The sequence below is a fragment of the Kitasatospora sp. NPDC097605 genome, assembly GCF_040302725.1.
Lineage (GTDB): Bacteria > Actinomycetota > Actinomycetes > Streptomycetales > Streptomycetaceae > Kitasatospora.
This window is the reverse complement of record NZ_JBEOSF010000018.1, coordinates 50,500-74,982: the sequence shown is the minus strand read 5'-3', so window position 1 is coordinate 74,982 and position 24,483 is coordinate 50,500. Positions and strand designations below refer to the sequence as shown.

General features: G+C 76.0%; 23 protein-coding genes. 13 read left to right on the top strand and 10 right to left on the bottom strand.

What is annotated here, in order from left to right; genetic code table 11:
- Positions 1-83: 83 nt before the first annotated feature.
- The 3 genes from ABTX81_RS21255 to ABTX81_RS21245 all read right to left on the bottom strand — a co-directional run bounded on the left by ABTX81_RS21255 (position 84) and on the right by ABTX81_RS21245 (position 2,576).
- Entirely contained in the window at positions 84-491 is a 408-nt protein-coding gene (locus ABTX81_RS21255; RefSeq protein ID WP_350547972.1) for a RidA family protein, read from the bottom strand.
- Between the two features lie 64 nt (positions 492-555).
- Positions 556-1,308 (bottom strand): IclR family transcriptional regulator, encoded by a 753-nt coding sequence (locus tag ABTX81_RS21250; RefSeq protein WP_350547970.1) that lies wholly within the window; start codon positions 1,306-1,308, stop codon positions 556-558.
- Positions 1,305-2,576 (bottom strand): sugar kinase, encoded by a 1,272-nt coding sequence (locus ABTX81_RS21245; protein WP_350547968.1) that lies wholly within the window; start codon positions 2,574-2,576, stop codon positions 1,305-1,307. The genes ABTX81_RS21250 and ABTX81_RS21245 overlap by 4 nt, the downstream gene beginning before the upstream one ends.
- 181 nt (positions 2,577-2,757) lie before the next feature.
- Here ABTX81_RS21245 and ABTX81_RS21240 point away from each other — a divergent pair, with 181 nt between their 5' ends.
- The 5 genes from ABTX81_RS21240 (at position 2,758) to ABTX81_RS21220 (ending at position 9,497) form a co-directional block, all read left to right on the top strand.
- Positions 2,758-4,065: a type III PLP-dependent enzyme domain-containing protein gene (locus ABTX81_RS21240; RefSeq protein ID WP_350547966.1), complete on the top strand. Its 1,308-nt coding sequence runs from the start codon at positions 2,758-2,760 to the stop codon at positions 4,063-4,065.
- Entirely contained in the window at positions 4,065-5,705 is a 1,641-nt protein-coding gene (locus tag ABTX81_RS21235; RefSeq protein WP_350547964.1) for an N-acyl-D-amino-acid deacylase family protein, read from the top strand. Before ABTX81_RS21240 ends, ABTX81_RS21235 begins: the two co-directional genes overlap by 1 nt.
- A 127-nt stretch (positions 5,706-5,832) precedes the next feature.
- Positions 5,833-6,486: a bifunctional 4-hydroxy-2-oxoglutarate aldolase/2-dehydro-3-deoxy-phosphogluconate aldolase gene (locus ABTX81_RS21230; RefSeq protein ID WP_350547962.1), complete on the top strand. Its 654-nt coding sequence runs from the start codon at positions 5,833-5,835 to the stop codon at positions 6,484-6,486.
- Between the two features lie 213 nt (positions 6,487-6,699).
- Positions 6,700-8,337 (top strand): alpha-amylase family glycosyl hydrolase, encoded by a 1,638-nt coding sequence (locus ABTX81_RS21225; protein ID WP_350547960.1) that lies wholly within the window; start codon positions 6,700-6,702, stop codon positions 8,335-8,337.
- A gap of 179 nt (positions 8,338-8,516) precedes the next feature.
- Positions 8,517-9,497, top strand: coding sequence for an SMP-30/gluconolactonase/LRE family protein (locus ABTX81_RS21220; RefSeq protein ID WP_350547958.1), 981 nt, complete (start codon positions 8,517-8,519; stop codon positions 9,495-9,497).
- 34 nt (positions 9,498-9,531) lie between these two features.
- Here the strand turns inward: ABTX81_RS21220 and ABTX81_RS21215 are convergent, their stop codons facing one another.
- Positions 9,532-10,257, bottom strand: a complete 726-nt coding sequence (locus ABTX81_RS21215) for a (2Fe-2S)-binding protein (RefSeq protein WP_350547956.1) — start codon at positions 10,255-10,257, stop codon at positions 9,532-9,534.
- A 178-nt stretch (positions 10,258-10,435) separates the two neighbouring features.
- On the opposite strand from ABTX81_RS21215, the gene ABTX81_RS21210 reads away from it, so the two are divergent.
- The 3 genes from ABTX81_RS21210 to ABTX81_RS21200 all read left to right on the top strand — a co-directional run bounded on the left by ABTX81_RS21210 (position 10,436) and on the right by ABTX81_RS21200 (position 12,980).
- Positions 10,436-11,701 (top strand): histidine kinase, encoded by a 1,266-nt coding sequence (locus ABTX81_RS21210; protein ID WP_350547954.1) that lies wholly within the window; start codon positions 10,436-10,438, stop codon positions 11,699-11,701.
- 191 nt (positions 11,702-11,892) lie between these two features.
- A complete protein-coding gene (locus ABTX81_RS21205; RefSeq protein ID WP_350547952.1) occupies positions 11,893-12,258 on the top strand; it encodes a hypothetical protein in 366 nt (121 codons plus the stop codon).
- Positions 12,259-12,296: 38 nt separating this feature from the next.
- Entirely contained in the window at positions 12,297-12,980 is a 684-nt protein-coding gene (locus ABTX81_RS21200; protein WP_350547950.1) for a response regulator, read from the top strand.
- 264 nt (positions 12,981-13,244) lie between these two features.
- Here ABTX81_RS21200 and polX read toward each other — a convergent pair whose 3' ends face one another.
- Positions 13,245-14,975, bottom strand: coding sequence for a DNA polymerase/3'-5' exonuclease PolX (gene polX / locus ABTX81_RS21195; protein ID WP_350547948.1), 1,731 nt, complete (start codon positions 14,973-14,975; stop codon positions 13,245-13,247).
- Positions 14,976-15,768: 793 nt separating this feature from the next.
- On the opposite strand from polX, the gene ABTX81_RS21190 reads away from it, so the two are divergent.
- From ABTX81_RS21190 to ABTX81_RS21180, 3 genes are all read left to right on the top strand, one after another.
- A complete protein-coding gene (locus ABTX81_RS21190; protein ID WP_350547946.1) occupies positions 15,769-16,605 on the top strand; it encodes a histidine kinase in 837 nt (278 codons plus the stop codon).
- Between the two features lie 124 nt (positions 16,606-16,729).
- Complete coding sequence (locus tag ABTX81_RS21185; protein ID WP_350547944.1) at positions 16,730-17,362, top strand: ArsR/SmtB family transcription factor; 633 nt, start codon at positions 16,730-16,732, stop codon at positions 17,360-17,362.
- On the top strand, positions 17,359-18,744 hold the full coding sequence (locus ABTX81_RS21180) for an MFS transporter (RefSeq protein WP_350547942.1): 1,386 nt from the start codon (positions 17,359-17,361) through the stop codon (positions 18,742-18,744). The genes ABTX81_RS21185 and ABTX81_RS21180 overlap by 4 nt, the downstream gene beginning before the upstream one ends.
- 70 nt (positions 18,745-18,814) lie before the next feature.
- On the opposite strand, the gene ABTX81_RS21175 is transcribed toward ABTX81_RS21180, so the two are convergent.
- The 3 genes from ABTX81_RS21175 to ABTX81_RS21165 all read right to left on the bottom strand — a co-directional run bounded on the left by ABTX81_RS21175 (position 18,815) and on the right by ABTX81_RS21165 (position 20,802).
- Complete coding sequence (locus ABTX81_RS21175; protein ID WP_350547940.1) at positions 18,815-19,099, bottom strand: hypothetical protein; 285 nt, start codon at positions 19,097-19,099, stop codon at positions 18,815-18,817.
- A 68-nt stretch (positions 19,100-19,167) separates the two neighbouring features.
- On the bottom strand, positions 19,168-19,824 hold the full coding sequence (locus ABTX81_RS21170; RefSeq protein ID WP_350547938.1) for a DUF6629 family protein: 657 nt from the start codon (positions 19,822-19,824) through the stop codon (positions 19,168-19,170).
- 18 nt (positions 19,825-19,842) lie between these two features.
- The gene (locus ABTX81_RS21165; RefSeq protein ID WP_350547936.1) at positions 19,843-20,802 is read right to left on the bottom strand and encodes a DMT family transporter; all 960 of its coding nucleotides are present in this window, start codon (positions 20,800-20,802) and stop codon (positions 19,843-19,845) included.
- Positions 20,803-21,118: 316 nt separating this feature from the next.
- Between ABTX81_RS21165 and ABTX81_RS21160 the strand changes: the two genes are divergently transcribed.
- Positions 21,119-21,382, top strand: a complete 264-nt coding sequence (locus tag ABTX81_RS21160) for a dsRBD fold-containing protein (protein WP_350547934.1) — start codon at positions 21,119-21,121, stop codon at positions 21,380-21,382.
- A gap of 6 nt (positions 21,383-21,388) precedes the next feature.
- Here the strand turns inward: ABTX81_RS21160 and ABTX81_RS21155 are convergent, their stop codons facing one another.
- Positions 21,389-22,864 (bottom strand): MFS transporter, encoded by a 1,476-nt coding sequence (locus tag ABTX81_RS21155; RefSeq protein WP_350547932.1) that lies wholly within the window; start codon positions 22,862-22,864, stop codon positions 21,389-21,391.
- Positions 22,865-22,971: 107 nt separating this feature from the next.
- On the opposite strand from ABTX81_RS21155, the gene ABTX81_RS21150 reads away from it, so the two are divergent.
- Entirely contained in the window at positions 22,972-23,700 is a 729-nt protein-coding gene (locus ABTX81_RS21150) for a TetR/AcrR family transcriptional regulator (protein ID WP_350547930.1), read from the top strand.
- On the opposite strand, the gene ABTX81_RS21145 is transcribed toward ABTX81_RS21150, so the two are convergent.
- On the bottom strand, positions 23,697-24,362 hold the full coding sequence (locus tag ABTX81_RS21145) for a class I SAM-dependent methyltransferase (protein ID WP_350547928.1): 666 nt from the start codon (positions 24,360-24,362) through the stop codon (positions 23,697-23,699). The genes ABTX81_RS21150 and ABTX81_RS21145 overlap by 4 nt on opposite strands.
- Positions 24,363-24,483 lie beyond the last annotated feature (121 nt).

Genomic DNA, 24,483 nt, shown 5'->3' with positions numbered 1-24,483 from the left:
TTCGGGGCCGGGAGGGCAAGGCACCGCCGGGATGCGGAAGGGCCCGGACCGCGAGGTCCGGGCCCGGGGTTCCGCCGGAGGGGTCAGCCGATGACGGCCTGGGCGTCGATCTCCACCAGCATCGGCTCCTGCGGCAGCTCGACGAAGATCGTGGTGCGGCACGGCTTCACGCCGCCCGGCTTGATGTTCTCCTCGATGAACGCGGCGTAGACCTCGTTCATCAGCGGGAAGTCGGCGCGCTTGGTGAGGTACACCCGGAACATCACCACGTCCTCGATGGTGGCGCCGCCCGCCTCGACGATCGCCTTGACGTTCTCCAGGGTGCGGCGGGTCTGCGCCTTCACGTCGCCGTGGTGCAGGTACTCGCCGGTGGCCGGGTCCTGCGGGCCCTGGCCGGAGACCTGCAGGATCGGGCCCTTGCGGACGCCCTGGGAGAACATCCAGGCCGGGGCGGGGGCGCCGTCGGTGCGGATCTCGGTCTTGTCGCTCATGCGTGTTCGCTTCCTCGGTGGGGTGCGGTCGGGGACCGGGGGCTCGGGGTGGTTCAGGGGTGGTTCAGGGGTGGTTCGGGGTCTGCCCGCAGTCGGCGGAGACCGCCCGGGTGGTGCTGAGGAGCGCGGGCAGCAGCTCCAGCACCTGCTCGTAGGGCAGGACGACGTCCGGCACGGAGATCGAGGCGGCCGCGACCACCCGGCCGCTGGCGTCCCGGATCGGCGCGGCCACGCAGTTGATGAACGCCTCGTGCTCGGCGTGGTCCTGCGCCCAGCCCTGGACGGCGACCTTCTCCAGCTCCGCGAGCAGCGCCTCGGGCGTGGCCAGGGTGCGCGGGGTGTGCGGGACGAAGTCGATCCCGGCCACCACCCGGCGCCGCTCCGGCGCCGGCAGGTCGGCGAGCAGCACCTTGGAGACGGCGGCGCTGTGCAGGGCGGCGCGCAGCCCGATCCGCGAGTACATCCGCACCGGGTGGCGGGAGTCGTACTTGTCGATGTAGACCACCTCGCCGCCCTCGTACGCGGCCAGGTGCACGGTCTGGCCGGTGGCGGCGTTCAGCTCGGCGAGGTGCGGGGCGGCGATCCGGCGCACCCCGCGCTGTTCCAGGGCCAGCCCGGAGAGGGCGAACAGGCCGGCGCCCAGGTGGTAGCGGTAGCCGGCGTCCCGGTAGACGAATCGTTCCTCTTCGAGGGACTGGAGCAGTCGCAGCACGGTCGTCTTGTGCACGCCGAGCACCTCGGCCAGCTGGTCCAGGGAGCGCTCGCCCTCGCCGAGTTCGGCGAGGATGCGCAGGGCGCGGGTGACGGTCTGGCTCATGGCGCTCCAAGGGCCGGGGCGGCGGCCGGTCGAGGGTCGGCGGCACCGCCCCCGGGGGCGGCGGTCGCCGTGGTGTGCACGCGGACGGTCGGTGCGGACAGGACAGGAGACACGATGCCATCCGCCGAGACCCGGGTGGCCGCCCAGTCCTCGGGTGCGGCGTCGAGCAGCGCCGCGACCACTCCGGCCGGCGGCAGGTCGGCCTGGTCGCCGTGGGCGGTCAGCGCGCAGGCCGCGCTCAGGTGGCCGAGCCGCAGGCGGCGCCGCTGGTCGAGGCCGCGGACGGTGCCGGCCAGGTAGCCGGCCGCGAAGGCGTCCCCCGCGCCGGTCGCCTCGACCACCTCGACGGCCAGCGCCGGTTCGGTGACCGCGGCGCCGTCGCGCTCGATGGCCGTGACCAGCCGGGCGGCGTCCTTGACCACCAGGGTGGCGGGGGAGGGGAAGCGGCGGCGCAGCGCCCGCGGGTCGCCGGTGCCGAAGGCGGTCTCGGCCTCGTCGGCGCCGAGCAGCAGCAGGTCGGCGGCGTCCAGCAGCGGCGGCAGCACCGAGGGGTCGCGCTCGCGCCAGAGCGCGGGGCGCCAGTTGAGGTCGAAGCTGACCAGCCGGCCGGGGCGGCGCTCGGCGAGCAGGGCGCGGAGCAGGGCGAGGCAGTCGTCGGAGAGGGCGGCGGTGATGCCGGACAGGTGCAGCAGCCGGGCGCCGGCCAGCAGCCGGGCGGCGGCCGGGTCGGCCAGCAGGGCCGGGGAGAGGGCGGCGGCGGCCGAGCCGCGACGGTGGTAGTGCAGCCGGCTGCGGCCCGGGCCGAGGTCGTGGCGGTCGCCGGTGGTGCCGCCGACCTCCTTGAGGTAGAGCCCGGTCGGGCGGTGCGGGTCGACGGCGACCGCGGAGACGTCCACCCCGCGGGCGGTCAGTTCGCCGAGCAGGCGGCGGCCGAATCCGTCGTCGCCGACCCGGCTGATCCAGGCGCTCGGCACGCCCAGGGCGGTCAGGGCGCCGGCCACGTTGGACTCGGCGCCGCCGACCGAGAGGCGGAAGCTGTCCACGGACTCCAGCGGACCGGGCCGGTCCGGGAGGAGGACGGCCATCGACTCGCCCACGCAGACGGCCAGCGGGGGGCCCTGCGGTTCGGGGGCGGGTCCGGAGGGGTCGACGGCGGACGCCGGGGCGGGGACCTCGACGGCGGATGCCGGGCCGGGGGCGGACGGGGCGGCGGCCGGACGGCCGGGCGGCGGGGTGCCCGGGCTCGCGGCGGCGTCCTGGCGTGGCATCTGCTGGGCTCCTCGGAGTGCTGCGGCCCGGCCGGGTGGGGGGTGCTGTGGCGAGCCTGCCTGACCCGCCGTGCGGCGGGCGGCTGTCGTTGACCTTCGTCCGGCGCCGATGCTAGAACCGTGTTGCCAGCATGTGCAACCCTCATTGCGCATGTTGCAACATGGCAGATGGAGGAAGACGGTGGACCAGACCTTCGCAAGCAGCGGCACCGGCCCCGGCCTCGACACCGGCAAGGTGGCGGCCCTGGCCGAGGAGGTGCTCGACTGGCGGTTCAAAGCGCTGCCACCGGCCGCCGCGGGCCTGACCGTCCGCCAGTACCTGGCCACCGGTCCCACCCTCGCCGACCTCGGCACCCCGCTGCTCACCCTCGACGCGGGCGCGCTCGACCACAACCTGCGCACCATGGCCCGCTGGTGCGCCGACGCCGGCGTGGCGCTCGCCCCGCACGGCAAGACCACCATGGCGCCCGCGCTCTGGCAGGCGCAGCTGGCCGCCGGCAGCCACGGCATCACCCTCGCCAACCTGCCGCAGTTGCGGGTCGCCCGCGCCTTCGGCGTGCGGCGGCTGCTGCTCGCGAACTCCCTGCTCGACCCGGCGGGCCTGCGCTGGCTGGCGGGCGAGCTGTCCGCCGACCCGGACTTCGCCTTCGCCTCCTGGGTGGACTCCGTCGAGAGCGTCCGGCTGATGGACGGGGCGCTGCGCGCGGCCGGCGCCGAGCGCCCGGTCGAGGTGCTGGTCGAACTCGGCGGCCCGGGCGGGCGCACCGGCGCGCGCACCGTCGACACGGCGGTGGAGATCGCCGACGCGGTCCGGAGCGCGCCGGCCCTGCGGCTGGCCGGCATCGGCGGCTACGAGGGCGCGCTGGCGCACGACGCCAGCGAGGGCGGCCTCGCCGCCGTGCGCGGCTACCTGCGGTCGCTGGCCGAGCTGCACGGGCGGCTCGCCGGCCGGTACCCGGACGGGTCCGCGCCGCTGGTGACGGCCGGCGGCAGCGCCTACTTCGACCTGGTGGCCGAGGAGCTGGGCGCGCTGCCGGAGGCGTTCGTGGTGCTGCGCTCGGGCGCGTACCTCGCGCACGACGACGGCTTCTACCGGGGGATCTCGCCGCTCGCCCGCGGGGCCGGGCGGGGCGGCGGCGCCCTGCGCTCCGCGCTGCACGGCTGGGCCCGGGTGGTGTCCCGGCCGGAGCCGCAGCTGGCCCTGCTGGACGCCGGCAAGCGCGACCTGCCGTTCGACGAGGGCCTGCCGGAGCCGCAGTCCGTGCGGGGCGGGGCGGAGCTGGCCGGCACGGCGGCACGGATCACCGCGCTCAACGACCAGCACGCCTTCCTGCGCGACGCGGGCGACCTCGCCCCGGTCGGCGCCGTGCTGCGGCTCGGGGTCTCGCACCCGTGCACCGCCTTCGACAAGTGGGCCCTGATCCCCGTGCTGGACGACGCCTCGGCGGCCGAGCCGAAGGTCACCGGGCTGGTCAGGACGTTCTTCTGATGAGCGGCGCGAGAAGCGGCGTCCGGGGCACGGTGTTCCGGGGCGCGACGGTCGTGGACGGGACCGGCGCCGGGCGGTACCGGGCCGACGTCCGGATCGCCGACGGGGTGATCGTCGAGGTCGCCGCCGCGGGGCGCGCGTCCGGCGGCGGCGCGGCCCGGACGGTGGACGCCGACGGGCTGGTGCTCACGCCCGGCTTCATCGACATGCACGCCCACTCCGACCTCGCCCTGCTGCGCGAACCCGAGCACCCGGCCAAGGTCACCCAGGGGGTGACCTGCGAGGTCCTCGGCCAGGACGGCCTGTCCTACGCGCCGGTCGACGACACCACGCTGCCCGCGCTGCGCCGCCAGATCGCCGGCTGGAACGGCGACCCGGACGGCTTCGACTGGGACTGGCGGACCGTCGGCGGCTACCTGGACCGGCTGGACCGCACCGGCCCCGCCGTCAACGCCTGCTACCTGGTGCCGCACGGCTCCCTGCGGATGCTCGTCATGGGCTGGGCGAACCGGGCCCCGAGCGAGGCCGAACTCGACCGGATGCGCGAGCTGTTGGCACAGGGCCTGGCCGAGGGCGCGGTCGGCATGTCCAGCGGCCTCACGTACACCCCGGGGATGTACGCCGGCACCGGGGAACTGGTCGAGCTCTGCCGGGTCGTCGCCGGGTACGGCGGCTTCCACGCACCGCACCAGCGCTCCTACGGCGCGGGCGCGCTGGAGGGGTACGCGGAGATGGTCGAGATCGCCCGGCGCTCCGGCTGCCCGCTCCACCTCACCCACGCCACCATGAACTTCGGCGTCAACCAGGGCCGGGCCGGCGAGCTGCTGGAGCTGGTCGACCGGGCGCTCGACGACGGCGTGGACCTCACCCTGGACAGCTACCCCTATCTGCCCGGATCCACCACCCTGGCGGCGCTGCTGCCGAGTTGGGCCACCGAGGGCGGTCCGCAGGCCACCCTGACCCGGCTCGGCGATCCGGCGGCGCGCGAGCGGATCCGGTACGAGGTGGAGGAGAAGGGCAGCGACGGCTGCCACGGCGTGGTCACCGACTGGGCCACCATCCAGCTCTCCGGCGCCGGCGCCCCCGAACTCGCCGGAGCGGTCGGCCGGACCGTCGCCGAACTCGCCGCCGAGCAGGGCCGCACCGGCACCGAGGTCTTCCTCGACCTGCTGCTCCGGGACGAGCTGGCCACCACCATCCTCCAGCACGTCGGCCACGAGGAGAACGTCCGGGCGATCATGCGCCACCGCGCGCACACCGTCGGCAGCGACGGGCTGCTCGTCGGCGCCCGGCCGCACCCGCGCGCCTGGGGCACCTTCCCGCGCTACCTGGCCCGCTACGTCCGGGAGTTGGGCGTGCTCACGCTGGAGGAGGCGGTCGCCCGGATGACCGGCCGGCCGGCCGCCCGGCTGCGGCTGCACCGGCGCGGGCGGATCGCCGCCGGGTACCACGCCGACCTGGTCCTGTTCGACCCCGAACGCGTCCAGGACACCGCCACCTTCGATCGGCCCAGGCGGCCCGCGGCCGGTATCGAGCACGTCTATGTGAACGGCACCGCCGTCGTGGAGCGGGGTCGTACCACCGGGGCCCGCCCCGGTCGGGCGCTGCGCCGCACCGAACGGGGAGCGGAGGCCGGATGAGGCCCGGGCTCCAGGACGTCGAGTGTTCCGTGAATCCGAGTGAATGGATGGAAGCCCTGTGAATCCGAACCCTGAGATCGCCGTGAATCCGAGCGCTGCGTCGGTGAGTTCCGGGACGGCGAGTTCCGTGGACCGGAAGGCGTCGGCCGAGGCCATGGTGGCGGCGGCGCGGGCCGCGCTCGCCGCCGAGCCGGTGATCGCGGTCGTCCGCGCCCCGCGGATACCGGACGCCGCCGCGCTCTGCGCCGCACTGGCGGAGGGCGGCATCACCTGGACCGAATTCACCTTCACCACGCCCGATGTGACGACCCATCTGCGCAAGGCCGCGCAGGCCGGCTACCGCGTCGGGGTCGGCACCGTGCTCACCGCCGAGCAGGCCGAGCGCGGGCTCGCCGTCGGCGCGTCCTTCCTGGTCACCCCCGGCCTGCGGCCCGAGGTGGCGGACGCCGCGCACGCGGCCCGGGTCCCGGTGGTGCTCGGCGCGCTCACCGCGACCGAGGTGGCCCAGGCCGTGGACCTCGGCGCCGCCGCCGTGAAGATCTTCCCGGCCCGGGCCTTCGGACCCGGCTACTTCAAGGACCTGCGCGGACCGTACCCGGACGTCCCGCTGGTCGCCTCCGGCGGCGTCAACGCCGGCAACGCCGCGGAGTTCCTGGCACACGGCGCGCTCGCCGTCTGCGCCGGGACGGACGTGGTGGCGCCGGAGGTGGTCGCGGCCGGTGACTGGGCGGAGATCACCCGGCGGGCGCGGGCGTTCACGGAGGCCTGCGCGGCCCGGTAGCGGGTGCGCCGGCGGGCTCGGCCGCCGGGTGGGAGACGGCGGCCGGCAGGGGGCGCGGGGGAGCGGAAGGGGCTCGGAAGGGCGCGCGGCGCGGGCCGGGGCTGCTTCCGGGAACCGCGCGGAGGTCCAGGAGTGGCCGGGCCGGGCTGTTGGGGCGGCCGGGATTCGACGAGAATCGGTAGCCCCCCGGCACCCGGCAGGAGGACCCCACCCATGACCTCGACCCGCCCCGGCCCCTCGTGGCTGACCGACGCCGTGCTCTACCAGATCTACCCCCAGTCCTTCGCCGACTCCGACGGCGACGGCATCGGCGACTTCGCGGGCATCACCGAGCACCTCGACCACCTCGCCTGGCTGGGCGTGGACACGGTCTGGCTGAACCCGTGCTTCGCCTCGCCGTTCCGCGACGCGGGGTACGACGTCGCCGACTACTTCACCCCCGCCCCGCGCTACGGCACCGCCGGGGACCTCGCGGCCCTCGTCGAGGCGGGGCGGCGGCGGGGCATCCGGATCCTGCTGGACCTGGTCGCCGGCCACACCTCCGACCAGCACCCCTGGTTCCGGACCTCGGCGCAGGACCCGTCCGACCACCGCTACATCTGGTCCGAGCGACCGGTGGAGGGCTTCGTCGCCTCCCCGGGAAGCCGGCCCGGCTGGTACCGGCCGAACTTCTTCGACTGCCAGCCGGCGCTCAACTTCGGCTACGCCCGCGAGAACCCGGACCAGCCCTGGCGCCAGCCGGTGGACGCCGAGGGCCCGCGGGCCAACCGCGCCGCGCTGCGCTCGATCATGGAGCACTGGCTCGGCCTCGGCGTGGCGGGCTTCCGGGTCGACATGGCCTCCTCGCTGGTCAAGGACGACCCCGGCTACGTCGAGACCGGCAAGCTCTGGACCGAACTGCGCGACTGGCTCGACCGCGACCACCCGCAGGCCGCCCTGTTCGCCGAATGGGGCGACCCGGCCGCCGCCGTCGCCGCCGGCTTCCACGCCGACTTCTTCCTCCAGTTCGGCGGCCCCGACGACGGCCTGCCGCTGCGCTCGCTCTGGAACAACAACGCCGGGACGGTGAAGGAGTACTGGAAGCAGGGCCCGTGCTACTTCGAGGCCGAGGGGCGCGGCACGCCGCAGCCGTTCCTGGACGCCTGGCGCGCGGCGGCCGAACTGACCGAGGGCGCCGGCCACATCGCCCTGCCCACCGCCAACCACGACTTCTCCCGGCTGGCCACCGGCCCGCGCACCGCCGACCAGCTCGCCCCCGCCTTCGCCCTGCTGCTCACCTGGCCGACCCTCCCGGCGGTCTACTACGGCGACGAGATCGGCATGCGCTTCGTGCCGGACCTGCCGGACACCGAGGGCAGCGAGCTCGGCGCGACGTACAACCGGGCCGGCTCGCGCACCCCCATGCAGTGGACCCCCGGCGCGAACGCCGGCTTCTCCACGGCCCCCGCCGAGCGGCTCTACCTGCCGGTCGACCCGGACCCGCACCGGCCGGACGTCGCCACCCAGCGGGCCGACCCGACCTCGCTGCTGCACACCGTGCGGCGGCTGATCGCGCTGCGCCGGGCGCACCCGGGGCTGGGCGCGCACGGCTCGGTGGAGGTGCGGCACGACGGGTACCCGCTGGTGTACACCCGGGCCGGGCGCTACCTGGTGGCGGTCAACCCGCGGCGGGAGCCGGCGGTCGTCCCGGCGGAGGTGGCGTTCGGCGCGGCGTTCGGCGGGGCGGGCGGGGCGGCGGGAGCCGGCGGGGCCGGCCGGGCGCGGCCGCTGGACGTCCAGGGCGTGCGAATCGGCGCGGGGGGCGAGTTGCGGGCGGACGGGTTCTCGTACGGCGTGTTCGAGCTGGGGTAGCGCCGTAGGGGGCGCGCGACGGGTGCCCCCGGGCGGCGGAGCGGCCGACCGGGGGATCCTCGCGGCGGCACGGCCCGACGCCGCCGGGGCGGCCGTGCGCGGCGTGCTCTGCTGACGGGGGCCGTCGTCCGGCCCCGTCCGCCGTCCGGCCCCGTCCGCCGCCCCCGAGGAGTACCGCCGTGCCCCGACTCTTCCGCCGCCCCGCCCGGCCGGCCCGCGCCGCCCTGCAGTCCGCGGCGCCGGCCGCCGCCCTCGCGCTGGCGCTGCTCGCCGCCACGCCCGCCGTGGCGGTGGCCCCGCCGCTCTCCGACCCCCGGATCGTCGCCCACTTCGACATCGCCCAGGGCCTCCAGCCCGAGAACATCGCGGTGGAACCCGGCGGCGCGGTGGACCTCACCTTCTCCAACGCCCGCCAGGTCGGCCGGGTCGCCCCGGACGGCCGGCTCACCGTGCTGGCCACCATGCCCGCGCCCGAGCACCCGGCGACCCCCGTGATCGGCCGGGCCGTCGTCTCCGGCCTGGCCCGGGCCCACGACGGCACGCTGTACTTCGCCTACGCCACCGGCACCGCGGACCTCACCGGCCTCTGGCGGCTCTGCCCCGGCGGCGAGCCCGAGCGGATCGCCGCGTTCCCCCCGGAGAGCCTGCCCAACGGCCTCGCGCTGGACGAGCACGCGGGCGTGCTGTACTCCGCCGACTCGGTGCTCGGCCTGGTCCGGGCCGTCCCGCTGGACGGCGGCGCCCCGGTCGTCTGGTCGGACGACGCGGCGCTCAAGCCCGTCAGTGCCTTCGGCGCCAACGGACTCAAGGTGCACCGGGGCGCCGTGTGGGTGGGCAACACCGAGACCGGATCCGTGCTGCGCATCCCGATCGGCCCGGACGGCGCCGCCGGCCCCCTGGAGGTCCGCGCCGAGGGCCTCCCCGGGCTGGACGACTTCGCCTTCGTCGGCGCCGGCGACGACCTGCTCGCGGCGCTCAACCCCTCCAGCGAGGTCGTGTACCTGACTCCGGACGGCGCCCGCCACACCGTCCTCGACGCGGCCGACGGCCTCTCCAACCCCACGACGGTCGGGGTCCGCGGCGACACCGTGTACGTGCCGAGTGCCGCCTTCTTCACCCTGACCGACCCGAACCTGCTGGCGGCGACGCTGGAGCGGTGACGCGGTCCGTCCGGCGGTGCCCGGTGGGGCCGGCTCAGCGGCTTTGCGGTGGGCGGGTGAAGCAGCAGTCGCCGCAGACACCCGCCCGCGGGCCGACCCGGTAGTAGAGGCAGCAACTGGTGCGCCGGAACGCGGTCCCGGCCGGCGTCCCGGTGAGCGTGCCGGTCCCGGCGAGCGGCGGGCGGCCGAGCACCTCGGCGACGAGCGTGCGGGCCGCGCCCGCTGCGGGGTGGGCCTCCAGCACGCGAAGCGCGCCCGCCAGGGCGGAGGCGGCGTTGCCCCGCAGCAGCCCGTCGGCGAGCGGGACCACGGACCGGACCGCCGCCGCCAGGTCCGCCAACCACCCCTCGACGACGGCCCGTCGGAAGCGCTCGGCGAGCGGGGCCCGGTCGGCCGGCGCGGGCCGGTACGGCAGCCAGAGGTCGATCGGCCCCTGCCCGGGGACCCGGACCCACGCCCGGTCGGGGCCCAGGTCGGGCACCTCGCCGAGCAGGGCGGCCGCGCCGAGGCCGACCGAACAGAACCGGGCGGCCAGGCCGAGGTGCAGGACGGACGCCGCGACCCGGGGCTCGGCGGCGCCCAGCCGCCGGCCCACCTCGCGCACCCGGTGCGCCAACGGCCCGTCCGGGCCCGGGGCGTAGAGCTCGCGCAGCGGCCGGAAGTCCGGCGGCGGATCCTGTCCGGGCGCGGCGGCGTCCAGGGCGAAGTACGGGCCGACGGCGGCGAGCCGGCCGTAGTCGGGCGGCGGCGCGTCGCTCATCGGGGGTCCTCCGGTTCCGTCTCCGTGCTGTGCGGTGCGGTGCGGTGCCGTGCCGGGGCGGCGGGCTCGCCGGTGCCGGTCCGGAGGAACGGTACCGTGCGGGCGTTCCCGGCGGCGGGGCGTCGTCGCGAGGCAGGGGCCGGGAGGGCGGTGGCCGCCCGGACCTTAGGCTCGGGGCATGCCTGTCGAGTCCGGGGCCGGCCCCGTGTCCTCTGCCGCGCCCGGCGGCTCCTCCGCCGCCGGCGCGCGGCTCCGTCGGCCGGTGGGGGCGGTGGCGGCGCTGGTCGTCCTGCTGCCCGTCGTGCTGGCGCACCCGGGGCAGCACGCGGCCGCGCTGCTCCTGGCGTCCCTGGCCGCCCTGGCGATCCTGCTGGCCGCGGTGCCCTGGCCGTGGCGGCGGCTGACGCTCGAAGGGGCGGCCGCCGGCGTGGCCGCGCTCTCGCTGCTGCTCGACGCCGTCTACTCGGGCCCCTACCGGCTGCCCGCGTTCTGGCTGCCGTTCGAGTGGGCGGCGCTGCTGGTGCTGGCGGGGCGGGTGACCAGGCGCTCCCGGGGCCGCTGGGCCGGTCCGGCCGGCGCGCTGACCGCGGTGGCGGCGCTGGCCGTGCCGCTGCGCTTCACCCTCCGGACCCCGGACGGGGGTGGGGCCGGTTCGGTGGTCGCCGTGCTGGCGTCGCTGCTGCCGCTGGCGGTGGTGCTCGGCGCGAGCCTCTACCTGTGGGTGCTGGACACGCGGCGCGAGCGGGCGATCGCCCGGGCCCGGCGCGAGCAGCGGCTGGAGGTGGCACGCGGGCTGCACGACTTCGTGGCGCACGAGATCACCGGCATCGTGCTGGAGGCGCAGGCCGGGCAACTGCCGGGCCGGGAACCGGAGGAGACGGCCGCGCTGCTGCGCCGGCTGGAGGAGGCCGGGTTGCGCGCGCTGGACTCGATGGACGCGATGGTCGGCGCCCTGCGGGAGCCGCGTGAGGACGGGGACGGTGCGCCCCCTCCGGCGGGTGCGACCGGTGCCACCCGGGTGTACGGGCTGGCGGATCTGCCGGAGCTGGTGGGCCGGTTCGGCCGGACCGGGCCGACCCGGGCCCGGTTGGAGGCGGCGCCGGAGGCCGTCGGCCTGCTCTCCGGGGAGGCCGAGGCCGCCGCCTACGCGGCGGTGCTGGAGGCGCTCACCAATGTGCGGCGGCACGCGCCCGGTGCGGGCGAGGCGGTGGTGCGGGTGGAGGTCCGGTCGGGTGGCGCAGGGGCGGCCGCGGTGATCGTGTCGGTCAGCGACGACGGAGGCGGCGGATCCGGCGTCCGCGGCCTGCTGCGGCGCCGTCCGGGCAGCGGCGGCACCGGGCTGGTCGCGCTCGCCGAACGGCTCGCCGCGTACGGCGGAACGCTGGAGTCGGGGCCGCTGCGCCCGGCGGGGTGGCGGACGGGGTTCGAGCTGCCCGTCCGGTAGGGGGCGGCATCGCCCGCCGAAGATCTGCCGATCGGCAGATGGCGGCGGGGCGGCCGGCGGCGATGCTCGTGGCTGTGACCGACACGCCCGTCGAAGGGGGAGCCGCCATGGCCGCCGTACCTGCCGTATCCGCCGTATCCGCTGTACCCGGCCGTCTGCGGGGGCGGGGGCGGGGGCGGTCCGCCGCGGGCGTGGCCGTCGCGGTGGCCGTCCTGCTGGCCGCCCTCGCCGGCTGCGCCAAGGCCGAGGACGCCACGCCCGAGTCGACGGTCTTCGACTACAGCGGCAGCACCTTGAACGTCGTGTCGCGGTACCACGTCCCGACCGACCTGGTCGCGGCGGACCGTCAGGACGTCAAGGTGACCCGCTGGTTCAAGGCGGACGGGATCGCCGAGGAACGGACGAGCTGGGTCCTGGAGGGGGACACCCTCGCCCTGGAGGCGAGTTGCTCCGGCCTGGCCAACTGCGACGCCCGGTTCCGCGTCGAAGTCCCCCCGCACGTCGCCGTGTTGCGCGACGGCCGGACGACCGACCTCAAGGGCGCCGGAGCCGGCTGAGTCCGGCCCGCCCGGGGGGTCGTGCGACACTGCCGTGCGTGACGAGTCCGAACCCGGAGCCCATCCGCACGCTGATCGCCGACGACCAGGAGGCCGTGCGCCGGAGCGTGCGGCGGATCCTGGACGCCCAGCCCGACATCACCGTGGTCGGCGAGGCGGCCGACGGCCTCGCCGCGCTCGAACTCGCGGCGGAGCTGCGCCCCGACGTCGCGCTGGTGGACATCCGGATGCCCCGGATGGACGGTCTGGAGCTGACCAGGCGGCTGGCCGCTCCGGGGGCGGTGACGCCGGTGCGGGTGGTCGTGCTGACCACCTTCGACCTCGACGAGTACGTCTACCCCGCGCTGCGGCACGGGGCCTCCGGGTTCCTGCTGAAGCGGTCCGGTCCGGCGCTGCTGGCCGAGGCGGTCCGGGCGGCGGCGGGCGGGGAGAGCCTGATCAGCCCGTCGGTCACGGTGCGGCTGCTGCAGCACGTGACCGCACCCCGGCGGGTGGACCGCCGGTCGGCCCCGGCGGCGCCGTTGACCGAGCGCGAGGTGGAGATCGCCGGTCAGGTCGCGGCCGGGCGGACCAACGCGGACATCGCCGCCGAACTGTTCATCTCCCCGGGCACGGTGAAGACCCATGTGGCGAGCATCCAGCGCAAGCTCGGGGTGCAGAACCGGGTCGGGATCGCCGTGCACGCCTGGGAGATGGGGTACGCGGTGCCGTCCGCGCGGTGACGGTGGGTGTTCGGAACGTGCGGAACCTGCGAGGTGGAGGTGGCCTCCGGACGTGACGTCCTCCGGCCTATGGTTCGATCGTCGACCGAGGTACCAGCGGCAGACCCTGATCCGTCTCGATCTGTCGCCACTGCCTCCTGCGGTCGAACTTCCTCTGACCCCGCAGGTCCACCACCATGATGCGCCCGGGACGGCGGATGCACCAGGGGTTTCAGGGAAAAATCACCCTGAATTTCCCCTGTCGGACACCGATGCGGCGGCGGCTCAGCCGCGCAGCGCGTCCTTGCGCAGGAAGTGCTTCAGGCGTTGCCACGTCCAGGTGTTGATCACGTCCTCGGTGGTCAGCCAGGCGCGCTGTGCGGTGCCGATCCCGTAGCGGGGGTAGGCCAGGTGCGGGGTGGCGTGCGCGTCGCTGTCGACCGAGAACTTCACGCCGTGGCGCTTGGCCCGGAGCACGTCCTCGTCCCGCAGGTCGAGGCGCTGCGGCGAGCTGTTGATCTCGATGGCGGTGCCGGTCCGGGCGGCGGCCGCGAAGACGGCGTCCAGGTCGACGTCGATCGGCCCGCGCCGGCCGATCCGCCGGGTGGTGAGGTGCCCGATGATGTGGACGTGCGGGTTCTCGCAGGCCCGGACCAGCCGGCGGGTCTGGGTGTCCCGGTCCGCCCCGAAGTGCGAGTGGACGGACGCCACGCAGACGTCGAACCCGGCCAGGAACTCGGCCGGCCAGTCCACGGAGCCGTCCGGTCCGATGTTCAGCTCGGTGCCGTGCAGCAGCCGCATCCGCCGGTGGCGTCCGGCCAGTTCGCCGAGGCGCTCCCGCTGGGCGAGCATCTTCTCGTCGGTCATCCGCTGCATCACCAGGTCGGGGGCGTGGTCGGTGACCGCGAAGTAGGAGTAGCCGCGGGCGGCCGCGGTGTCGATCATCTCCTCCAGGGTGGCCAGCCCGTCGGTGAGATCGGTGTGGGTGTGCAGGTCGCCGCGGAGGTCGTCCTCGGTCACCAGCTCCGGCAGCTCTCCGTCCAGCGCGGCCTCGATCTCGCCGCGGTCCTCGCGCAGCGGCGGGGCGATCCACGGCAGGCCCAGCGCCGCGTACACCTCGTCCTCGCCGGCCGAGACGATCTTCGCGCCGCTCTCGGCCTCGAACAGCCCGTACTCGGAGAGCTTCAGTCCGGCCCGGACTGCCCTCGTGCGGAGCTTGATGTTGTGCGCCTTCGAGCCGGTGAAGTACACCAGCGCCGCGCCCCAGTCCTCCTCGGGGACCACCCGCAGGTCCACCTGGACGCCGTCCGTGGTGCGCACCGAGGTCTTGGTCGGCCCGGTGCCGATCACCTCGGCCACGTAGGGCAGTTCGGTGAGCGCGGTCATCAGCGGCGCGGAGTCCTCGGCGGTGGCCAGCACGTCGATGTCGCCGACCGTCTCGCGCATCCGGCGCAGCGACCCCGCGTACGCGCAGCGGGTGCAGCCCGGCACCTCCCGCAGCGCCGCGACCAGCTGGTCGGCCAGCGCGGTGGCGGCGTCCAGCAGGGTCCGGCCGCCGGACTGCCGCATCAGCTCGATGCCGTGCAGGATCTTCTCGCCGCTGCGCTCGCCGAGTCCGGGCACCTCGCTCAGCCGGTCGGCCCGGATCGCCTCGGCGAGCTCGTCGACGGAGGAGATGCCGAGGTCGCGGTAGAGGGCGAGGGCGCGTTTCGGGCCGACGCCGGGGATGGACATCATCGCGCGGACCCCGGCCGGGATCTTGGCGCGGAGGGCCTCCAATGCCTCGATCCGCCCGTCGGCGAGGTACTCGGCGATCTTCTCGGCGGTGGACTTGCCGACGCCCGGGATCTGCTGGAGTCCTTTGACGTCCATGCCGTCGATGTCGTCGGGATGACCGCCGACCGCCCGCGCGGCCTTCTCGTAGGCGCGGGCGCGGAAGGCATCGCCACCGGTGATCGAGATCAGGTCGGCGTACTCCTGGAGCAGCTCCCTGACCTTGTCGTTGAGCCGGGCCATGGGGTCAGTCTAGGTACGGCGCCCGGACCGGCGCCGCTCGTGCGGGGGCCGCGTGGCGGCATCGGGGCGGTCCGCCGGCGCGGCGCCTGCCGGTGCGATGCCCGTCGGTACGGCGGCAGCTGAGCGTGCGGCCGGCGGAAGGCGGGGGAACCGGCGGTGCCTCGGGTGGCGCGTCGGCCGGGGCGGTCCGCCGGCCCCGAGGTGCTGGTGGGGGTGCGGCTGTCGGGCTGGACCGCCGCCCGCCGCGGGCCACCGGTCGGCGTTTCCTCGGTCTGCGGGAGCGCCTGTTGCCGTGGTGGGAAGCGTGCCGATGGGGCTGGGCCGTCGGCTTCGCGGTCGCTGGAGGAGCGCCGGGCCCGGGTGCCCGTCGTAGGCCCCCTGGTGTTGTGGGGGTTGTGGTGGTGGTCCCGGCCGGGGCCGTGAGTGCGGCGGGCCGTCCGCTGGACGCGTGGTGGGCCTGCGCCGGCCAGGCCGGGCCTCCGGCCGTGGTGCGGTGGCGGCGTCCACTGAGCCGCGAGTGTCGCGCTGCGGTGCCGCGGTCGCCGGGGGCTTGCGGGGCGGGCGGTGGGGGGTGGGGGCGCACGGTGGAGGGTGCGCGCCGGTGTGGTGCTCCCGCCGGTCGGCGGGTGGCGGCCCCGCTGGTCGGAGGGGTGGCAGTGCCTTCCGGGGCCCGAGGGCCGGATTGTCACCCGAGCGGCGGGGGCGCAGGCTTGGCGCAGGGCCGGGGTAGCGGCCCGCACCGGGCCGTCGTGGAGGCGGCGGGTCCGGTCCGCGCGGGACGAGGGGCGAGGCGATGGCAGGCGGGAAGCTCTGGGGCTACGTCGCGTCGGGTGCCCGGGCGCTGGGTGGGCTCGGCCCGCTCGGGCGGTCCGGGGCGCTGGCGGGCGCGCGGCTGCTCAAGGGCGTCGGCGGGGGCGGGCGGCCGGAAGCGCGCGGGCGCGCGGTGGTGCTCGGCGGCGTGGTCGGGACGGCGGGCGCCGGTGGCCCGGGGCGCCCCGGGCCCGGCGGCATGGCGGGGCCGCAGCTGTTGTCACGGCCTGAGCTGGAGCGGTTGCGCTGGACGGACCGGGCCGGCGGCTGTGTGCCGGACGCGCGGCACGTGCAGCCGGCCGAGCTGGTGGGACGGGTGCTGCGGGGCGGTGGCCGGGCCTCGGAGGTGACCGTGCGGGTGCCGCCGGGGCTGCCGGTGGTGGTCGCGGACTCGGTGCGGCTGGAGGCGGCGCTGGCGGGGCTGGTGGACCATGCGATCCGCCGCAATCCGCCGGGCACCCGGGTGCTGGTCCGGGCCGACCCGCTGCCGGGGCCGGTCGGCCGGCCCGGTGGCGGGGGCGGCTCGGGCGATCGGGGCGACGCGGGGTTCGCGAACGTCTTCGGCGGGCCGGATCCCTGGGCGGAGGAGCCGGCCCGGGTGGAGCTGCGGGTGGTCGACCGGGGCGCCTCGGAACCGCCGGACGCCCGGCGGTGGCTGTTCGGCGGGGCCTACGGCGCGGGGCCCGATGCCGCCGGGCCGGACGGGGCCGGGCCGTCGTTGTCGGGTCTGGTCAGGGCGGCCGGGGGCCGGCTGGAGGTGGAGCAGACGCCCGGCGGCGGGCTCACGGTGGTCGTGGTGCTGACCGTCGCGCGGGTCTGAGGACGGCCGGCGCGGGCCTCTCCGGCCCGCCGCCGCGGCGCGGTCCACCACCCCGTTCGAATCCGCAAAGATCTCTTCGCAAAAAACCTTTGCGAAGGCTCCTTTGCGGTTCTATGGTGCTGCCATGACCGATGACCGCCGCTGGCCGCACAGTCCGGACCCGCAGACCGATGTCGTGATCGATGCCAAGGGCCTGCGGGCCCTGGCCCACCCCGTGCGGGTGCAGCTGGTCGGGCTGCTCCGCAAGAACGGCCCGTCCACCGCCACCAGGCTGGCCGAGCAGCTGGGGCTGAACTCCGGCGCGACCAGCTACCACCTCCGCCAGCTGGCGGCCGCGGGATTCGTCGCCGAGGACACCGAGCGGGGCAATGCCCGGGATCGCTGGTGGAAGGCGGTCCACCAGGTGACGGTGTGGACGGACACCGACCTCGCGGAGCAGGAGCCGGAGGCGGCGATGGGCTATCTGCGCTCGATCCTGGCGTCGCACGCCCTGATCGCGCAGACGGCGCTCAACTCGCTCGAGACCATGCCGGTCGAGTGGCGGCACTCGATGGACCTCAGCGACATGGTGCTCCAGCTCACCCCGGAGGAGGCCCGGTCCCTGGCCGCGGAGCTGGCGGCAGTGATCGCCCGCTACCGCCGGATCGAGCCGGGAGCGCCGGTGCCGGAGGGCACGGACCGGGTGGCCGTGGTCGTCCATGTGCTGCCCGATCCGCAGGTCGACGCGGACGCCGGGGAACCCGGGGGACGGTCATGACCACGCCGGCCCCGGCCCCCTCCTCGACGCCGGCCACGACGGCCGCGCCGCGCAACCTGCGGCCGATGGTGGGCGTGCTGACCGCGATGGCCATCTCGCTGACCGGGACCCGGGTGTCGGCGATCGCCCTGCCGTGGTTCGTGCTCGCCACCACCGGCAGCGCCACCATGACCGGTGTGGTGGCGTTCGCCGAACTGGCGCCCTATGTGCTGGTCAAGGCCTTGGCCGGCCCGGTGATCGACCGGATCGGGCCGCGGGTCGTCTCCTGGAGCACGGACGCGGTGAGCGCCGTCGCCGCCGGTCTGGTGCCGCTGCTGCACGGCCTGGGCCTGCTGCCGTTCTGGCTGCTGGTGGTCATGGTCGCGGTGATCGGCGCCGCCCGTGGCCCGGGGGACCTCGCCAAGGAGGTCATGGTTCCCGAGGCGGCCGAGCGGGGCCGGATCCCGCTGGAGCGGGCCACCGGCCTGTCCGGTGTGACCGAGCGGCTGGCCACCACGATCGGCCCGGCGGTCGGCGGAGGGCTGGTCGCCCTGCTCGGCCCGATGGCCGGCCTGACGGCCAACGCGATCGCCTTCGCGCTCGGCTCGGTGGTCATCGCCGTCGCGCTGCCGGGCGGGACGGGCCGTGCCGCCGCCCTGCCCCCGTCCGCCGCCGGGGAGGAGCGGCCGGCCGGTTACTGGCAGCTGTTCCGGGAGGGCTTCGCCTTCCTGCGGGGCGAACCCCTGCTGCTGACGATCATCGTGATGATCGCGGTGACCAATCTCCTGGATGCCGCGTTCCTGACCGTGCTGGTCCCGGTCTGGGCCCGGGAGTCGGGTGGCGGACCGGCCGCGATCGGTCTGACCGGGACGGTCTGGGGGGTCGCGGCGGTGGTCGGCAGCCTGATCGCGGCGGCCGTCGCCCACCGGCTTCCGCGGCGGACGGTGTTCTTCGCGGGCTTCCTGCTCTGCGGGGCCCCGAGGTTCGTCGTCCTGGCGCTGGACGTGCCGATGAGCGTGGTGGTCGTGGTGTTCGTGCTGAGCGGCTTCGGGGCCGGGTTCATCAACCCGATCCTCGGCGCCGTCCTGTTCGAGCGGGTGCCGCGCCATCTGCTGGGGCGGGTCAACGCCCTGGGCGATTCGCTCGCCTGGGCCGGGATCCCGTTGGGCGGCCTGCTCGCCGGCGCCGCGGTGACGATGTCGGGGCTGATACCGGTGCTGCTCGCGTGCGGCGGTCTGTACCTGGTCGCCACCACCCTGTCGGGCCTGCGACCGGAGTGGCGGGAGATGGACCGCAAGCGCGGCCACGCCCCGGCGGCGGCCGCCGACGCGAGCAGCGGACCGGAAGAGAAGGCCCCCGTGCCGTCGGCCCCGCCCGCCCCGGCGCCGGTGACGGCGGAGTGACGGAGGCGGCCCACGCCTGCCGGGAGCGTTTCAGCGGGCGTTCGTCGTCAGGCCGAAGCGCTTGTGCCGGTCACATGCCGCGCTCCGGGCCGTACATCGGCGCGGGACGGTCATCGGGTGACACCGGCAGCGGTTCGAGCAGCACCGGGCCGGGGTGGAAGGCGGAGCTGTTCGGGCCGACCATGTCCTCGCCCCCGTTGATCTGCATCGGGGCGCAGGCGTCGACGATCGCCTTGCAGTCCTCGGGGACGTCGGTGCCGATCTCGGCTTCCAGCTCGGCCCAGGCGGTGGGGCCGGCGAAGCGGTGATGACCGGGGCCGAGCAGGGCGAAGACCTCGGCGAGACGGTCGCGCACCGGCTCTCCCCGGGGTTCGGGCGTCGGGGGCGTGCCGTGAGGTCGGCCGGGGCCGGCGGCATCGATTCTCAGGGGGGTGCGGCGCGAGGGAGGGACGTCCAGCGGAGGAGGAGGACGGAGGCGAGGGCGGCGAGGGCGCACCAGGTGGAGACGAAGGCGAGGCGCCAGAGGAGGGCGCAGAGCAGGGCGCCGGTGCCGGTGAGCAGGCCGAGGCGGCGGAGCCGGCGGTCGCCGCTGACGAGCAGTGCGCCGACGGTGGCGAGGAGGTAACCGGCCAGGAGGAGGACGGGGTACGGGATGCCGATGCGGTAGTCGAGGGTGTGGGCGTGGGCGGTGGCGCCGACCGGGCGGGTGGCGACGGCGCGTGCCAGCGGCACGGCGACCAGCAGGCCGAGGAGGACCAGCGCCGTGAGCAGCCGCTGCCGGGACCGGCCGGCGTCGACGGCCGCGCGGCGTACGCCGACCGGCACCAGCACGGGGAGCAGGGGCAGGGCGATCACCGCCCAGGCCGTGCGGGCCCAGGCGGCCGGGGCGGCGGGCAGGGCGCCGTCCGCGCCGAGCCAGACGGCGGCCTCGATCAGCTGGTGCGCGCCGAGCACGAGCGGGAGTGCGGCGAGCGGCAGGCGTTCCGGCCGGCCCGCCCGGTGGACGCGGACCAGGCAGAGCACGCCGACGGCCGTCACCGCCCCGCCGACGACGAGGTCCGCCCGGGCACTCCAGCACATGGGGTCTCCCGCGGCCGGTCAGTCGTGCTCGGTGGGCGGGTCGTCCGCCGGGTCGTCGGCCGCTTCGTCCGCGGGTTCGTCCGCCGCCGAGCCGTCCGGGACCTCGCCCACGGACTCCAGGATGTCGCCGACGGTCCCGGGCAGGGCCGGGTGGCGGCCGATCACCACCACGCCGATCACGATGGCCACCAGCCCGGCCGCCTGCCAGGCCAGGGCGCCGGGGGTGACCCGGAGCCGGTCGCCGAGGAAGCCCACCGCGCAGGCGATCCCGGTGATCGGCTGGGCGGCCGTCAGCGCGGGCAGCGACATCCGCAGCGGCGCGGCCTCGAAGGCGCTCTGCACCAGCAGCAGCCCGACCACCCCCGCCGCCACCACCGCGTACGGCTGCCAGCTGCGCAGCACCGCCTCCAGCCCCTGCTGGTCCAGCCGCTGGGTGGTGGTGCGGGTGAGCGCGTCCTGGAGCCCGTAGAGCAGACCGGCGGCCAGGGCGAGCACCGTCGCCTCCTCGAACAGCGGCAGCCGGCGGGCCGTGGAGATCAGCAGCAGCGTCAGCCCGACCACCGTGCCGACCACCAGCCAGTGCCGCAGCTCGCTCGCCGGCGGTCCGCCGCCGGTGGGTCGGCCGGCCACGATGAACGCCGTCACGCCGAGCGCCAGCAGCAGCACCCCGGCCCAGCCGGAGCGCCCGAGGGTCTGGCGGGTGAGCACCCGGGCGAGCGCCATCGCGAAGATGAGGTTGGTGGCGAGCAGCGGTTCGACGAGCGAGACCTCGCCCTGGTTGAGGGCGAGCGCGGAGAGGATCAGCCCGGTGATCATGAAGCCGGTGCCGAGCAGCCACCCCGGCATCCGCAGCAGGTCCAGCAGCAGGCGCCAGTGCAGCAGGTCGGAACGCGGGGCCTGCTGCGCCGCGTGCTGCTGGAGGACGAATCCGAGGCCCAGGAAGCAGGCGGCGCTCAGGGCCAGGACGAAAACCGCCACGGAGGGACCACCCGAGGGTTGTTGACCGCACCGCACCGCACCGCCGCCGGGCTCCGGGGCGGCTCCTCGGGCGGATCCGCCCGCGCGGCCCGGTGATCCGGAGCGGGGTGTCCCGCGGCATCGGCGCGTTGGGGCCAGCCTACCGCCGGGGTGCGGCGCCGACCCGTGGAGCCGCGCCGCCCGGCGGGTCGCGGCCCGGTGCCCGGTTGCCGCCGCCGTGCCGGGGGGCGCACGCTGGTGGGAGCGGCCGTCACGGGAGCACCGCCCGCACCGGCCCGAACAGGCGCGACGGGGGACCGGTGCCAGGAGGTGTGGCATGCACAACCAGTGGGATGTGGAGCTGAGCTTCGAGGAGGACGGCGTCCACACCGGATGCCAGGCGAGGCTGACCGGCGCCCGGGCACCGGGCCTCACCGCGCACGGGGAGTCGACCAGGAGCGTGGACGACCGCCCGCTCGCCAGGATCGGCGAGGAGGTCGCGGCCTCCCGCGCGCTGGAGGCGCTGTCCCGCAAGCTGAAGGCGCAGGCCGACGGGGAGATCGAGGACGAGGGGCACCGGCCGGGGTACCTGATCTACTGAACCCGCTCAGCGGGCGGTCCGGTCCGCGGCGCGGCGGGGCGGGACGAGCAGCAGCGCGAGCAGGGTGGCCGCCCCGAGCACCGCGGCGGTGACCACGAACGCGCGGTCGTAGCCGGCGGCGAGGGCGGCCCGCGCGGTGTCGCCGTCCGTGGCGGCCCGGCGGGTGGCGGCCACCGCGACGGTCGACAGCACGGCGAGTCCGATGCTGCCGCCGCACTGGCGCCCGGCGTTGAGCAGCCCGCTGACCAGCCCGGCCTCGCGCGGGTCGACGCCGGAGGTGCCCATCGCGGTGTTGGCGACCATGCAGACGCCGACGCCCACGCTGGTCACGAGGGACGGTCCGGCGAAGCCGGTCAGATAGTCGGAGTCCAGGCCGAGCGCGCCGAACCAGAGCATCCCCAGCGCCGAGAGCAGCAGCGCGCCGGTGAGGGTGGCCCGGCCGCCGAAGCGGGCGGTGAGCCGGCCCGCGACCATGCTGCCCGCCGCCGTCCCGGCGCAGAACGGCAGGAACGCGGCGCCGGCCGCCAGCGGCCCGTAGCCCAGGACGTTCTGCAGGAACAGCGAGCTGAAGTAGAAACCCACCAGCATGCCCGCGCCGAGCAGGGTCACCAGCAGGCTCGACACCCAGGCGGTCCGGGCCCGCAGCACGCCCGGGCGGACGATCGGCGCCCGCGCGTACCGGGCCTCCCAGAGCAGGAAGAGCAGCCCGAGCAGGACGGCGGCGGCGAGCGTCCCGAGGGTGCGGGCCGAACCCCACGGGTGGTGGTCGGTCTCCATGAGGCCGTAGACCAGGACGGTCGTCGCCCCGGTGCCGAGCACCGCGCCGAGCGCGTCCGGGCGGCCGGTGCGCGGCGGGCGGACGGCGGGCACCGAACGGACCGCCAGGGCGAGGCCGAGGAGCACGATCGGCGCGTTGACGAAGAACACCCAGCGCCAGTCGAGCAGGTCGGTCAGCACACCGCCGAGCAGCACGCCCAAGGCGCTGCCGCCCGCCGTCACCATCGACCAGATGCCGAGCGCCCGGGCCCTGGCGGCCCCGTCGGCGAAGGTCACCATGATCAGCGTCAGCCCGATCGGGGCCAGCACGGCGGCCGCCACACCCTGGCCGGCCCGGGCCGCGAGCAGTTGCGCGGGGGTCTGCGCGAACCCGCCGAGCACGGAGGCGAGGCCGAACAGCGCCAGGCCGCAGAGCACCGCGCGGCGGTGTCCGACGAGGTCGGCGATCCGGCCGCCGAGCAGCAGCAGCCCGCCGAAGGCGAGCGCGTAGGCGTTGACCACCCACGGCAGCGCGCCGTCCGCGAAGCCGATGGCCTCGCCCATCGCGGGGAGCGCGATGTTCACGATGCTGGCGTCGAGCGTGACCATCAGCTGGCAGACCGAGACGGTGGCCAGGACCAGGCCGGGGCGGGCGGCCGCGGCGGAGCGGGGTGTCCTCGACGTGGGCGGGGCGGCGGTGGTGCGGGACGGGGCGGTTCCGGGCATGGCGACCTCCGATGCGAACGTTGTTCGCGTAAGGTAAGCCTTACTTGCCGGGCGGTGCAAGCGCCCAGGCCGGAGGCGGGTTGGCGCAGGCATGGCAGGATGGCGGGGTGTCAGAGCGGAGCGGCCGACCGGGCGTCGGCGAACCCCAGACGGACGAGGTGGACAGCACCGAGCGGCCGGACGGCGAGCGCGGCAAGTACGGCCGCAAGCGGCCGCGCCCCGGGCTGACCACGGCCGGCGTGGTCGCCGCCGGGCGCCGGGTGATCGAGCGCGACGGCATCGACGCGCTCACCATGCGGGCCGTCGCCACCGAACTCGGCACCGCGCCCGCGTCGCTCTACCGGCACGTGACCGACCGTGAAGCACTGCTGATCGCCGTCCTGGAGCAGATTGCGGACGGCCTGCCGGTCGACGTCCCGGGCGCGGGCCCGCGGGAGCGGCTGCTGCGCCGGCTGCTCGGCGCCCATGACTACATGGCCGGCCACGCCTGGGTGCTGCACATCCTGATCCGGGGCGAGCTGGTCGCCCGCAACGCGCTGGCGTTCAACGACGCCTGCCTCGCCGACCTGATGGCCGCCGGACTGCCGCCCGAGCGGGCGCTGACCGCGTTCCGTGCCTGCTGGCACCTGGTCCTCGGCGAACTGCTCTCCGAACATCCCGTCAGCCCGCCCCGCGAGCCGAGCCAGCGCCGCACCGTCATCGAATCCGCGGACCGCGAACGGCTTCCCGCTCTGGGCCGGGTGCTGGCCGAGGTGGGCTTCGTCGGCGTGGGGGAGCGCTGCGGCGACCTGGAGGCCGCCCTGCGGGCACTGATCACCGGGCTGGTGGAGCGCTAGCGGCACTCCCCGGCCCGGGTTCCGGCACCCCAGAAGAGCGGGCCGGCCGTCGGCGTCACCGTGATGTCCCAGCCGAGCTCGCGAAGCCGCCTCTCCAGCTCCGCCGGCTCATACGGAATCTTGACGATCCGGTAGGCCGTCCCGTCGGGGGTGCGCCGCTGGATCGTGGAGGAGGCCGGGCCCTCGACGAGCTCCTCCGGGTTCCGGTGGCGGTCGTCGACGAAGAACACCCGGCCCCGCGGCGCGAGGGCCGCGGCCACCAGGGACCAGAAGGAGCGGAACCGGCCGGCCGGCACGTGCGAGAGCCAGCACCCCATGAAGACGACGTCGTAGCGGCGGTCGGGTTCCCAGGCGAACAGGTCGGCCTCGACGAACCTCACCGGGGCGCCGTCGGGGACGCGACTCGCGGCGAGCGCGAGCATCTCCGGGGAGGCGTCGACGGCGGTGACGTGGTCGGCGTGGCGGAGCAACCGAGGGGTCCAGGTGCCGGGACCGCAGGCGAGTTCCAGAATGCTGCCCGCCGGCCGGAACGCGTCGAGCGCCTCGGTCAGCTCGGTGCCGCCGGGGAGACCGAGGAGGTGGTCGGGGTAGTCCGGGGCGAGGGCGCTGTAGTAGGCGCGCTGTTCGGACAGGAGTGGGTCCTGAGCTGAGCCGGTGTCCATGGATTCACTATGGGACGTGCCCCGGGGGCGAGGCCGGTCTCCGGAGGACGTGTCCGGGACTTCGACGGGCAGCCGGCTCGTCACGGCGACCGGCCGGGGGCATCGGGCCGTCGGGTCTCGG